This window comes from Streptomyces sp. NPDC017095 (assembly GCF_044332325.1).
Taxonomy (GTDB): domain Bacteria; phylum Actinomycetota; class Actinomycetes; order Streptomycetales; family Streptomycetaceae; genus Streptomyces.
In genome coordinates, this window is the sequence record NZ_JBIROU010000001.1 from 497,753 (window position 1) to 510,223 (window position 12,471).

Annotated in this window: 9 protein-coding genes and 1 pseudogene; 5 read left to right on the forward strand and 5 right to left on the reverse strand. The window is 71.2% G+C overall.

The window, feature by feature from the left end:
- Positions 1 to 4 precede the first annotated feature (4 nt).
- A complete protein-coding gene (locus ACH4OA_RS01965; protein WP_397967146.1) occupies positions 5 to 1,111 on the forward strand; it encodes a ricin-type beta-trefoil lectin domain protein in 1,107 nt (368 codons plus the stop codon).
- A gap of 300 nt (positions 1,112 to 1,411) precedes the next feature.
- Here ACH4OA_RS01965 and ACH4OA_RS01970 read toward each other — a convergent pair.
- From ACH4OA_RS01970 to araB, 3 genes and pseudogenes are all read right to left on the reverse strand, one after another.
- Positions 1,412 to 2,685, reverse strand: a pseudogene (locus ACH4OA_RS01970) (FAD-binding protein).
- Positions 2,686 to 2,839: 154 nt separating this feature from the next.
- Entirely contained in the window at positions 2,840 to 4,351 is a 1,512-nt protein-coding gene (gene araA / locus ACH4OA_RS01975) for an L-arabinose isomerase (RefSeq protein ID WP_397935214.1), read from the reverse strand.
- Positions 4,352 to 4,423: 72 nt separating this feature from the next.
- Complete coding sequence (gene araB, locus ACH4OA_RS01980; protein ID WP_397967149.1) at positions 4,424 to 6,124, reverse strand: ribulokinase; 1,701 nt, start codon at positions 6,122 to 6,124, stop codon at positions 4,424 to 4,426.
- A 721-nt stretch (positions 6,125 to 6,845) separates the two neighbouring features.
- Between araB and ACH4OA_RS01985 the strand changes: the two genes are divergently transcribed.
- Complete coding sequence (locus tag ACH4OA_RS01985; protein WP_397967151.1) at positions 6,846 to 7,853, forward strand: zinc-binding dehydrogenase; 1,008 nt, start codon at positions 6,846 to 6,848, stop codon at positions 7,851 to 7,853.
- A gap of 16 nt (positions 7,854 to 7,869) precedes the next feature.
- Here ACH4OA_RS01985 and ACH4OA_RS01990 read toward each other — a convergent pair whose 3' ends face one another.
- Positions 7,870 to 8,937, reverse strand: a complete 1,068-nt coding sequence (locus ACH4OA_RS01990) for a LacI family DNA-binding transcriptional regulator (RefSeq protein WP_397967153.1) — start codon at positions 8,935 to 8,937, stop codon at positions 7,870 to 7,872.
- A gap of 338 nt (positions 8,938 to 9,275) precedes the next feature.
- Between ACH4OA_RS01990 and araD the strand changes: the two genes are divergently transcribed.
- On the forward strand, positions 9,276 to 10,013 hold the full coding sequence (gene araD / locus ACH4OA_RS01995; protein ID WP_397967156.1) for an L-ribulose-5-phosphate 4-epimerase AraD: 738 nt from the start codon (positions 9,276 to 9,278) through the stop codon (positions 10,011 to 10,013).
- A gap of 157 nt (positions 10,014 to 10,170) precedes the next feature.
- On the opposite strand, the gene ACH4OA_RS02000 is transcribed toward araD, so the two are convergent.
- Positions 10,171 to 10,905 (reverse strand): IclR family transcriptional regulator, encoded by a 735-nt coding sequence (locus tag ACH4OA_RS02000; RefSeq protein WP_397935654.1) that lies wholly within the window; start codon positions 10,903 to 10,905, stop codon positions 10,171 to 10,173.
- Between the two features lie 283 nt (positions 10,906 to 11,188).
- Here ACH4OA_RS02000 and ACH4OA_RS02005 point away from each other — a divergent pair, with 283 nt between their 5' ends.
- On the forward strand, positions 11,189 to 11,272 hold the full coding sequence (locus ACH4OA_RS02005) for a putative leader peptide (protein ID WP_365875289.1): 84 nt from the start codon (positions 11,189 to 11,191) through the stop codon (positions 11,270 to 11,272).
- A 146-nt stretch (positions 11,273 to 11,418) separates the two neighbouring features.
- Positions 11,419 to 12,450: an ABC transporter substrate-binding protein gene (locus ACH4OA_RS02010; RefSeq protein ID WP_397967158.1), complete on the forward strand. Its 1,032-nt coding sequence runs from the start codon at positions 11,419 to 11,421 to the stop codon at positions 12,448 to 12,450.
- The last annotated feature ends 21 nt before the right edge of the window (positions 12,451 to 12,471 follow it).

Genomic DNA, 12,471 nt, shown 5'->3' on the forward strand with positions numbered 1-12,471 from the left:
GCGCATGAGAAAGTCCTGGATTCTCACCCTGGTCACGCTTGTCGCTGCCGCGCTCGGGGTCACGACGGCCGGCGTGGCCCCTGCCTCCGCCGCATCGAACACACCCTTACGCCTCATGCCGTTGGGTGACTCCATAACCTGGGGCGTGGGAAGCAGCACGGGCAACGGCTACCGGGGACCGCTGTGGAACAAGCTCGCGGCGGACGGCCATCCGCTGGACTTCGTAGGCACGGTGCGGAACGGTTCGATGTCGGACCCCGACAACGAAGGCCACTCCGGATACCGCATCGACCAGATCGCCGCACTCGCCGACGCCTCGCTGACCCGGTACCGACCCAACGTCGTGACACTGCACATCGGGACCAACGACCTCCAGGGGGCCTCCGAGGTCGACACCGCCACCGCCCGGCTGCGATCGCTGGTCGGTCAGGTCACCGCCGACGTCCCCGACGCGACCGTCCTCGTCGCCTCCCTCGTCGTATCCACCAGCGCCTCGGAGGAACGGTTGCGGGGCGCGTACAACCAGGCCGCCTCCCGCATCGTCGGTGACGCGCGGGCCGCGGGCAGGCACGTCGCGTACGTGGACATGAGCGGCCTGACCACGGCCGACCTGGCCGACTCCCTGCATCCCAACGACGCGGGCTACCAGAAGATGGCCGACGCCTTCTACCGTGGCATCCGGACCGCGGACGACGCCGGGTGGCTGAAGAACCCCGCCCCCGTCCCCACCCGCGTGCAGTCCGGCATCGCCGGGAAGTGCCTCGACGTCAACGGCGCCAGCAGCGCCGACGGGACCGCCGTCCAGATCTGGAGCTGCGGCAACGGCGCCGGCCAGGTCTGGTCCGCCTACACCGACGGCACCCTGCGCTCCCTGGGCAAGTGCCTCGACGCCGCCGGCGGGAACACCGCCAACGGCACGAAGGTGCAGATCTGGTCCTGCCACGGCGCCGCCAACCAGGTATGGCAGCCCTACAACGGCGGCTACCGCAACCCCGCCTCCGGCCGCTGCCTCGACGACCCGGGCTTCTCCACCGCCGACGGCACGCAGCTCCAGCTGTGGGACTGCACCGGCGGCTCCAACCAGAAGTGGACCACGCTGACGTCCGGCTGACCTGGGAGCGTGGTCTGCCGCCACGGACCGCGTCGGACCGGGTACCGGCACGACCCGGCGGGCCGCAGGCATCTGTCGGCGCGCCGGCGACACGCCCACGCCGATCTCCCAACGAGGTATACCTGCTCGCCGATCCGGGCCTCCGCTCTCCACCGAGGGCTCCTGGCAGCGTGCTGGGCCGAACAGTGCGCGCGCGCCGGCGCTCCATCGGCTCCGGGTAGTACCCGCTCGGCCCCCGTCACGAAGGCCGGGTGCGGACCTGCTGAAGCGGCCGGTGCCGGGCACCCGACGCGCGGACGGTCATTCCGGGACGAGCGTCGAGAGGGGAAAGTGGTGAGCGACGAAGTCGTTGCGGAACACGCCCTCGGGGTCTGACGCCCACATGAGCCGGGCGAAACGGTCGTAGTGCGGGTAGAGGCCGCGCAGTACCTCGGGCCGCGTCACGAACACCTTGCCCCAGTGCGGACGGGCGGCGAGGGGCGCCAATACCTCCTCGATCACGTGCAGGGCCTTCGTCACCGGCTCGGGGTCGGGCAGCCAGGTGAAGTGGAAGGCCACCGAGTCCCGCCCCTGAGCGGGACTGAGCCACAGGTCGTCCGAGGCCACGCTCCGGATCTCTCCGATCCTCAGGTGGGGGGCGAAGGCCTCGCGCACGCGGTGGAGGGCGTCGAACGCGGCAACGGCGTCCTCGCGGGCGACGAAGAACTCCGACTGCAGCTCGTCACCGCTGCTGGGTGTGTGTTCCAGCCGGAAGTGCGGGAGCCGCAGCGGGGACGGGCCCGGCAACCCTGCCTGCGGGGTACAGGCGTCGGCCGGCATGCCGGGAACGGGATGCCGCGCCCCGTCGGCCAGCGAGGCGCCGAGCCACCGTCCGGGTCGGATCACCGGGCCTTCCGGCTCGTCCACGCGTCGTTTGAGCCACACCTGGTCGATTGAGCTGTCCTGCCAGCCGGTGAAGAGACTGACGCTGTAGGCGGCGGACATCACCTCGTCGAAACGGTCCCGGAGCGTGGCCAGGGGCAGGTCCTCGTAGACCCACTGCTGGACGTCGAAGGCGGGCACCAGGTCCAGCGTCAGTTTCGTGACCACACCGAGGGCTCCGAGAGCGACCACCGAGCCGGCGAAGTGCGCGTCACCGCGGCGGCTCGTCACGAGTTCGCCGGTGGCCGAGACGTACTCGACCGCCCGCACCGCGGAAGCGAGGGTCCCGTTGCGGATCCGTGCGTGCCGGTCGCACAGGCGCCGGCTATCGAGATGTGCGGCAGGGACCCCAGGTTGTGCAGGGCGAACCCGGACTCGTGAAGGGTGCCGGTGATCTCGCCGAAACGCGTTCCCGCGCTCACCGTGACGGTGCGGGCCTGCGGATCGATGTCGACAACGCGCGGGAGGCGGGCCGTGGAGACGAGATCCCCCGCCGTGTCGGCGATCGCGTTGAACGAGTGGCGGGTGCCGAGGGCCCGCACCGCCGTGGACCCGGCGACGAACTCCTGCAGTTCCTCGACCGAGGCGGGAGCGGCGAGGCGTCGCGCTCCGAAGGTGATGTTCCCGGCCCAGTTCGTGATGATGCTGTTCATGTACGTCCTCATGGCGTGCGATCACGGAAGGCAGGGCCCGCGGACCGGTGTGCCTCCCGGTGCGCGGGCCCTGCTGAGAGTGCGGAACGGCGGACACGGACGGCTGGAGAGGGCGTAGCGGCCGCCTCTCCGCCCGAGGTCCGTTCGCTGGATGTCACATGCCGAGTGCCAGGCGGTGGTACGCCTGGTTCCAGCGCAGCTCACTGCGGAACTGCCGGAACGTGGTCGTCTCGTCGATGAGGGCGAGTTCCACCTTCAGCATCTCGGCGAGGTCGTCCAGGTGCTCGGAGGTGAGCGCCGTGCTCAGGACGGTGTGGTGCGGGCCGCCGGCGGTCAGCCACGACTCCGTGGACGTACGGAGGTCGGGCAGGGGACGCCAGACCGCGCGGGCCACCGGCAGCGCGGGCAGCGGGTGCGGCGGCGGCACCACGTCGACCTCGTTGGCCACGAGGCGGAAGCGGTCACCGAGGTCGCTCAGGCCGATGACGACGGCACGGCCCGGGGCCGCGTCGAACACCAGCCGGACGGGATCCTCGCGACCGCCGATGCCCAGCGGGTGGATCTCACAGCCGGGTGTGTCACCTGCGATCGACGGACACACCTCCAGCATGTGCGCGCCGAGGATCAGCTCCTGGCCGGGCGTCAGGTCGTAGGTGTAGTCCTCCATGAAGGAGGTGCCGCCCGGCAGACCTTCGGCGGCGACCTTGAGGGCGCGCAGCAGTACCGAGGTCTTCCAGTCGCCCTCCCCGCCGAAGCCGTGGCCCTGGGCCATCAGACGCTGCACGGCGAGCCCCGGCAGCTGGCGCAGGCCGCCGAGGTCCTCGAAGTTGGTGGTGAACGCCTTGAAGCCGCCCTCCGTGAGGAAGGACCGCAGACCGGCCTCGATCCGCGCGGCGTAGCGCAGGGAGTCGTGGCGCTCGCCGCCCGCCCGCAGTTCCGGCGCCAGTCGGTAGAGGTCCTCGTACTCCTTGACCAGCGCCGCGATGTCGCTCTCGTCCACCGAGTCGACGACCTCGACCAGGTCGTTGACGCCGTACGTGTTGACGGAGACACCGAGGCGGAGCTGCGCCTCGACCTTGTCGCCCTCGGTGACGGCGACATCACGCATGTTGTCGCCGAAGCGGGCGACCTTGAGCGTGGCCAGTTCGGCCCGGGCGGACGCGGCACGCGCCCAGGTCACGATGCGCGCGACCGTCGTCGGGTCGCTGATGTGGCCGGCCACCGTCTTGCGCGGCACACCCACGCGGCCCTGGATGTGGCCGAACTCCCGGTCGCCGTGCGCCGCCTGGTTGAGGTTCATGAAGTCCATGTCGATGGTGTCCCAGGGCAGGGCCACGTTCGACTGGGTGTGCAGGTGCAGCAGTGGCTTGCGCAGCGCGTCCAGGCCCGCGATCCACATCTTCGCCGGCGAGAAGGTGTGCATCCAGGCGATGAGGCCCACACAGCGGTCGTCGCCGTTGGCGTCCAGACAGATGCGCCGGATCGCGGCCGCGTCGGTCAGCACCGGCTTCCACACGACACTGACCGGAAGGCCGTCCGTACCGGCCAGCGTGGCGGCTATCCGCTGGGACTGCTCCGCGACCTGCTTCAGTGTCTCTTCTCCGTACAGCCCTTGGCTGCCGGTGAGGAACCAGAGTTCACGGACAGGGGAACGATGGCTGGGCACGTGGGCTCCTGAAGAAGAGAGAGGGGTGGATCCGGTGCCGGCCGCGGCGCACGCGGCCGGCGGGGAGGAGGGTCAGCCGGCGGTGAGCGACGCGTTGCGGATGCCGCGCAGCCGCTGCAGCAGGTCGTGGGACCCGAAGTGGTCGTGCAGCAGCCGGTATTCGGCGAACAGCGCGTCGTAGGCGTCGGCGCGCGACGGGTCGGGCACGTAGACGGCGCGCTCGAGGCGGCCCATCGCGGCCGTCGCGGTCCGCACGTCGGGGTACGCGCCGGCGGCGACGGCGGCGTGGATGGCCGAGCCGAGAGCAGGGCCCTGCTTCGAGGCGGCGAGGGACACCGGGCGGCGCAGGACATCGGCGTAGATCTGCATGAGCAGTTCGTTCTTGGCCAGTCCGCCGGCGACGATGAACTCGCTCACCGGTACGCCGCCGCCCTCCAGGGCTTCGACGATGACACGGGTGCCGAAGGCTGTGGCTTCCAGCATGGCGCGGTAGACGTCCTCGGGGCGGGTGGCGAGGGTCAGGCCGACGATGACGCCCGAGAGGTGGTGGTCGACGAGGACGGAACGATTGCCGTTCAGCCAGTCCAGGGCGATCAGGCCGTGCCCGCCGACCGGCTGGCCGGCGGCCTTGCGGGTGAGCAGGGCGTGCAGATCCTCGCCCCGCTCGGCGGCCTCGTCGTAGTAGTCCCGCGGGACGCCCTGGCGCAGCACCCAGGCGAAGATGTCGCCGACCGCGCTCTGCCCGGCCTCGTATCCGTACGCCCCCTCCACGATGCCGCCGTCCACGACCCCGCAGATCCCGGGGACTTCGGCGAGGACGTCGGCGTTGACGACGTGGCAGGTGGAGGTGCCCATGATGGCCAGCAGCCGCCCGTTCTCCACGGCCTGGGCCGCGGCCGCCGTGACATGGGCGTCGACGTTGCCCGCCGCCACCGCGATGCCGGGACGCAGCCCGGTCCACCCGGCCGCCTGATCGCTCAGCGAGCCCACGCGGGACCCCAGCGGCGACAGGGGGAAGTCGAGCCGGGTGCGGGCGAAGTCGGCGAACCGCGGGTTCAGCGCGGCCAGATAGTCCTCGCTCGGGTAACCGCCGTCCTGGTGGATGCCCTTGTACCCGGCGGTGCAGGCGTTGCGGGACTCCTCGCCGGTGAGCTGCCAGACGATCCAGTCGGCCGCCTCGATCCAGCGGGCGCACGCGTCGTAGATCGCCGGGTCCTCCTCCAGGACCTGCAGCGCCTTGGCGAACTCCCACTCGGCGGAGATCTTGCCGCCGTACCTGCCGATCCACTTCTCGCCCCGGGCGTGCGCCAGGTCGTTGATGCGGTCGGCCTGGCCCTGGGCGGAGTGGTGCTTCCACAGCTTGGGCCAGGCGTGCGGGCGGCCGGCAAGGTCCGTCTCGGCCAGCGGGGTTCCGTCGGCGAGCGTGGGCAGCACCGTGCAGGCGGTGAAATCGGTGGCGATGCCGATGACGTCACCGGGGTCGACGCCGGACGCCGCGACCGCCTCCGGCACGGCCCTGCGCAGCACCTCGCGCCAGTCGTCGGGATGCTGGAGCGCCCAGTCCGGCGGCAGCTGCGCACCGGTGCCGGGAAGGCGTTCGTCGATCACGGCGTGCGCGTACTCGTGGACCGCGGAGGCCAGTTCCCGACCGTCGCGCACCCGCACCACCACGGCGCGGCCCGACAGGGTGCCGAAGTCGACGCCCACGGTGTACCGCTCGCGGTCGTCCGAGGAGGGGGTGGCGAGGTCTGCGGGAGGCGAGGGGGAGGTCACCGGATTGCCTTTCGGGAAGCCGTACGGCCGCGGACGGCTCAGCAGCCGGGCAGGGTCCGCAGTGCGACGGGCACGGTCGTTGCCCTCGCATTGTGAGCGCTAACAATCCTGCGGCGCAAGTGCCCTGTGCGGACAAGTCCACCGATAGAGCAGCAGAGGGAATGTTGGCTGACCGGCCGGCGGACGAGCTGTCTACGGCCGGCAAGGGGAGACGCAGGCCAGGCCGACGCGGCGATCGGCGCGAGCGAGCGGGGGTGCGACCGGAAGGCGACGGGCACATAACGTAGGTGAATGTGAGCGCCCACAATTCGGGGGCGCTCCCCTCGTCGAGAGGTCACCGGGCTGCCGTGGAGGGCCCCCGTGATGCGGGACAGCAGGTCGCCGGAGCGCGGGTCTGGGCGAGGCGGTCCGGGGTCCGGGATCAGGCCATCCGAAGCGCCGGCGCGTGCCCCGCGTCCACCTTCCCGGTGAAGTCGGTGATCTCCCGTGCATGCGCTTGGTCGGGTTCTTGAAGTGTGACCGGTTCGGCTCCTTGGCTTCACTGTGTGTGCCATTGACGTGCATCGCGGAAGAGTCCTAACGTACCGCCAGCATATCGAACAACATTCGAAATATCGAACAGTGGGGAGACGATGATGATCGGAACAGGGTTGTTCCGGCGCGGCGGCACCCCGTGCTGGGTCGCGGGGGTAAGGCGAGACGGCTGGGTCGGGAGCGGGCGATGACCGCGGCGGTCCTGGTCACCCGGCCGGGGGAACATCGACTGATCGCCAGGGCGCACGGGACGCCGGGGCCCGGACAAGCCTTGGTCCGCGTGCACAGCAACGGAATCTGCCAGAGCGACGCGGACCTGCTGCGGGGCGTGCGGCCCCAGAGGCTCGTGCGTTACCCCGTCACTCCGGGACACGAATGGTCGGGCACGGTGGAGCGCGTGGGCGACGGAGTGCCTGCCGATCTCCTCGGGCAGAAGGTCGTGGGCGAGAGCATCCGAGGCTGCCGGCTGTGCGAACCCTGCCACGTGGACCGGGGCACGCTCTGCGACGAGGGCTACGAAGAGACGGGCTTCACCCAGCCGGGGGGAATGGCGGAAACACTGGTGGTGCCCGCGCACTCGCTGCACGTGCTGCCGCAGGACGCCGACCTGGCGGCGGCATCCCTCTTGGAACCCGCGGCCTTGGCGGTGGCGACCGTCCTCACGGCGAAGGCCGACCCGGGTGAGAGTGTTGCGGTGCTCGGAGACGGAGTGCTCGGTCTGCTGATAACCCGGTTCCTGGCGACCGCGGGCGTGGGCCGGGTGATCGTCGTGGGCTCCCGCGCCGAGCGCGCGGACATGGCCCGGGCCTTCGGGGCAACGGTCTACGTCCCGTGCGGTGAACCGCTGCCCGGGCTGTGCGATGTCGCCATCCACACGGTTGACGCGCGCGCCACGTCACGCCAGGTGCTGGGCGTTCTGCGCGAGGGTGGCCGGCTCGTCTGCACGAGCACCAGCCCGGGCGCGGGCACCCTCGATGTCGTCGAGCTGGTGCGGCGGCGGCTCGCGGTCCAGCCTGTGCTGGGTGCTTCATCGGCCGCGTGGTCCCTGGCCGTGCGCGCCTTCGCCGAAGGAGGGCTGGACACGAGGCCTCTGATCACCCACACCTTCTCCCTGGATGCCTACGAGCAGGCTCTGGACCTGGTGGCATCGGGCGACTGCGCCGTCGGCAAGGTGCTGCTGACCCCCAGCGCGTAGGCAGGCCGGACCCGGATCAGGCCGAGGGCTCTTCGATCCCGGTCCTGCGGCGGGCGGTGCTGGCGCGGACGATGAGCTCCGGGGCGATCGTCAGGTGCTCGGCCTTGGACACGGTGCCTTCGATGTGGTTCAGGAGCAGTTCGATGCTCTTACGGCCGAGCGATCTGAAGTCCTGGCGCACCGTGGTGAGCGGAGGAGGGAAGAACTCCGCCTCGGGCGTGTCGTCGAAGCCGGCGAGGGCGACGTCCGCCGGAGTGCGCAGCCCCACCTCCCGGAAGGCCCGCAACACGCCCAGTGCCATGTGGTCGTTCGCGACGAACACCGCTGTGAGTTCCGTGCCACGGCCGCCCGAGGCCAGAGCCCGGCCGGCGAGCTGCTGGCCGGCCTGGTATCCCGACAACGGGCTCCAGTCGCCTCGCAGCACGGGTGGCACCTCGGCACCGGCCTCCCGCAGCGCGCTCTCCCAGCCGGCCGTACGGCCTTCGCTCTCCAGCCAGTCGGCAGGGCCGGCCACATGCCAGACGGTGGAGTGCCCCGCCGCGAGGAGATGTTCCGTGACCATACGGGCCCCGGCGTACTGGTCGACCGACACGCCGGGAAGGTCGAGCGCGTGGCCACCCTCGACGGTCACCACGGGGAAGGGAGCCTCCAGCGCGGCCAGAGCCCGGACGGCGTCACGCTGCGGGGTGATGGCGATCACCCCTTCCACACCCCAGGCGGCGAGGTGGTGCATGGCCTCGGTGAGCGATGCCTCCGTGAGCGTCTGGAGAGTGACGGAGGTGGTCAGATAGCCGCGTTCCCGTGCCGCCTCCTGAACACCGAACAGCGTGCTGGCAGGTCCATGCAGCGTGGTGTTGACCGCGATGACGCCCAGCGTGTGCGTCCTGCGCGTGGCGAGGGCCCGAGCCACCGAGTTCCGGCGATAGCCCAGCTGCTCGACGACCTCCATCACCGCCGAACGGGTCTTGGCGCTGACGTTGGGATGACCACTGAGCACGCGCGAGACGGTCTGATGCGACACGCCGGCCACGCGCGCCACATCGGCCATGGTGGGCGCTCTGGAGACATCCGGGAGCCGGGTCAAGCCTCTCCCCCCTCCTCGCTGATTGCATTGCCCTTTCCTCAAGGTACCGCCTCGCCGCCGCCCCTCCGGCGCCGGATCCGCATCAGCACGCACTCCGATGCGATCTTCCGGCACACAGCGATGTGTGCGCTCACATTTTTGGAATCTACACGTCCCTGGTTCTCGCGTCAGCCCTTGAGTTCGCGTTATGTTAGCGCGCACAATGTGCCGAGGGGTGAGCGCCGACTGCCCAGGATGCACACGCGATCTCGTCCCTTCAGCCCCTCGTGCGCGGTCGCACCCACCACAGGGCACGGACCGGGCACCGCTGTCCATGACGGAAAGACGGTGAGAACGTAGTGACCGAGTCCCTCTCCTTCGGGGATCTCCGCCGGGAGGTCCTGGCGGCCAACCTGCGGATACGGGAGGCCGGTCTGGCCACCCTCACCTGGGGAAACGTCAGTGGCGTCGACCGCGATGCCGGAGTCTTCGTCATCAAGCCGTCCGGCGTCTCGTACGCGGACCTCACGGCGGAGGACCTGGTCGTGGTCGCCCTGGAGGACGGGCAGGTCGTCGAAGGCCACTTCAAACCGTCCACCGACACCGAGACCCACCGGTGCCTGTACCGCGCCTTTCCCTCCATCGGGGGCGTCACCCACACGCACTCGACCCATGCGGTCGCCTTCGCGCAGGCACGCCGTCCGATCCCTGTCCTCGGGACCACGCATGCGGACACCTTCAACGGTCCCGTCCCGGTGACCGAGGACCTCACGGCCGAACAGTGTGCGCGTGACTACGAATACAACACCGGCCAAGTGATCGTGGCGCTCCTCGAAGGCGATCCGCACCGGGCCGAGCAGGTGCCCGGAGCGCTCGTCTCGCGGCACGGCCCGTTCACCTGGGGGGCGACCGCGACCGCGTCGCTCGAGAACGCCATCGTCTGCGAGGCGGTCGCCGAGATGGCACTGCGCACCCTGGCGCTGCACTCACCCGCCGACCCCCCGCGGCCCCCGCAACACCTGCTCGACCGGCACTTCACCCGCAAGCACGGACCGGACGCGTACTACGGCAACGCCGCTGTGACCGCCGCCCGCTGAGCAGGAAAGAGGGGAAGACCGGACCGCCGACTCGGCGAACAGCACCCCACCCGAGAACCAGAGAAGGGCCGCACCCCAGGTGTGAGAGCACCGGCTTCCCCCGCCTGTCGTACGCCGCCCGTACCAGGACCGGAACGGATCCGGCCATGGCCCGGCGTCACGATCCGGTCGGCGGTGAGGCCGCGCTGCAGCGCTGTGACGGCGGGAGGAGGAGCACCTCCAGGGCCCGCGCACAGGCCCGGGCCTGTTCCAGGAACCAGTCCGTGCGCTCCGCCGTGATCAGTTCGGGTGTGCCGCGGACCGCCAGGGCGAACCGCGCCGCATGCAGGTGGTCGCGGACCGGCACGGCCAGGGTGCGGACACCGGGCGCGGACTCGCCGTCGTTGAGGGCGTACTCCTGGGCGCGCACACGGTCCAGTTCGGCCTCGAGGAGTTCCCGGTCGACGATCGTGCGGTCGGTGAAAGCCCGCAGCGGCGGCAGTGACTTGGCGCCACCCTCGCCGGGGCGGGGCCAGGCGAGCAACACCTTGCCCAAGGCCGTGGAGTGCAGTGGCCGGCGCAGCCCCACCTTCGGGGTCACCGAACCGCCCGCCACGATCACCACGTGCGGCCCGCTCCGCAGTGCCAGGTCGGCCGTCGCACCGGTGCGGTCCGCGAGGTCGGCCAGTTCGGGCGAGGCGAGGTGCAGTCCCCGCTGGTGGTACGACAGCCGCCCCAGTTCGGTCACGGCCGGGCCGAGACGGTAACGGACGGTCCTGGCGTCCTGTTCGAGGAAGCCGGCCTCCTCCAGCGTCCGGGCCAGGCGGTGCGCCGTCGATGTGGGCAGGGACAGTCTGCGGGCCATCTCCGACGCGCTGAGGTCCGGGCCGTTGTCGTGGAAGCAGTGCAGCATGTCCAGGGCCCGGCGGACCGCCTGCGCCCCCGTCACCGGAGTCCTGGCCACCACGTGTCGCCTCCTCTGATCCGCCGGCGCCTGGGATTCCACGGGCGCCTGGGTACGGGCTGAGATTCCCACATCGCGGGATGCCCGCCGCGCCCTCACAGCCTGCCGCAACGGACTGTTCACATCGGTTCCCACATGATGGGAAGCTGCTTGCCGGTCGCTCCGCGCCCGTGTCAGGCTGCGGTCGTCCCGCCGGAACAGGTCCGACGGGAACCACCGGAAGGAGCCAGCGATGCACCACTGTGCCGCCGCGCTCCTCCTCACCGCGCGCCGCCACATCGACTTGGCCCGCGTCTCCAGCGCCGCCTGTCGCTGACTCCTCCCCCGCAGCCGTCCGGTACCGCCGCGACGGTCCGAGCGCAGCTTCCGCCTGCCGCCGTACGGCCCTGACGTCCGCGACCCGTTCGTCGGCCTCCCCCTGCGCACGCCTGCCCGCGGCGCACCGCCTTCAGGGAAGACTCCATGACGCACATCCCCCTGCCCGAAACCCTGTGGTTCACCCGCTGTCCCGTGCCCACGGCGACCGGCATCGCGGCCGATCGCCACTGGCTCGCCGAGGAGTTCGCTCCCGACGGCATCGCCGTCCGCTCGTTGCAGGACACCGCGTCCGACGTGCCGGGCTCCGTCCGCGCGGCCCACTACACGCACACCCTGCCCGCGCTGTTCCGGGAAGGCGGCAACGTGCCCGCCCTGTGGGCCCGTTCCCGGGGCGAGCCGACCCGGTTGATCGGCCTGACCTGGATCGAGGAACGGCAGACGATCCTGGTGGCGCCCGGCTCCGGTATCCGCGGCGCTGCCGCGCTGCGCGGCCTGCGGCTCGCCCTGCCACGCCACCGGGTGCCGATCGACTTCTGGCGGGCCATGGCGGTACGGGGCTTCGAAGGTGCCCTCGCCTCCGCCGGATACGCGCTGTCCGACGCCACGGCGGTCGACGTGCCGGCCGACGGCCATCACGGCCAGTGGGCGGCCGAACTCGCCGCGCTGGCACGCGGTGACGTCGACGCGGTCTACGTCAAGGGCGCCGTCGCCGTCGAGGCCGCGCGACGCGCCGGTGCCGAGGTCGCCGTGGAACTGGACGGACTGCCGGACCGCGCCCACCGGGTGAACAACGGCACCCCCCGGCCCATCACCGTGCACCAGCGTCTGCTGGACGACCATCCGGAACTCGTCGAACGGTTCCTCGCGGTGCTGTTGAGGGCCTCCGACTGGGCGGCGTCGCAGCCTGCCGAGGTGGCCCGGATCCTGGGCTCCGAGACCGGCGCCGGAGCCGAGGGCGTCCAAGGCGCCTACCGGCCGGGCACCCACCGCACCCTGCGTCCCGACCTGTCGGACGAGCGGCTCGGTCTCCTCGCCCGGCAGGAGGCGGCGCTGCGGGCCCACGGCTTCCTGCCCTCGCCCGTCGACATAGGGACCTGGGCCGACCCCGAGCCCCTGCGCCGCGCCCGTCTGCGTCTCACCCGGCCCCAGCCCGCATCCCTCTCCACCGAAACATAGGACTGCCATGCTTACGCCGAG

Coding starts and splice junctions, on each gene's coding strand:
- ACH4OA_RS01985 (WP_397967151.1), top strand. CDS start 6,846: ATGACCGCGGCGGTCCTGGTCACCCGGCCGGGGGAACATCGACTGATC.
- ACH4OA_RS02005 (WP_365875289.1), top strand. CDS start 11,189: ATGCACCACTGTGCCGCCGCGCTCCTCCTCACCGCGCGCCGCCACATC.
- ACH4OA_RS02010 (WP_397967158.1), top strand. CDS start 11,419: ATGACGCACATCCCCCTGCCCGAAACCCTGTGGTTCACCCGCTGTCCC.
- ACH4OA_RS01965 (WP_397967146.1), top strand. CDS start 5: ATGAGAAAGTCCTGGATTCTCACCCTGGTCACGCTTGTCGCTGCCGCG.
- ACH4OA_RS02000 (WP_397935654.1), bottom strand. CDS start 10,905: ATGCTGCACTGCTTCCACGACAACGGCCCGGACCTCAGCGCGTCGGAG.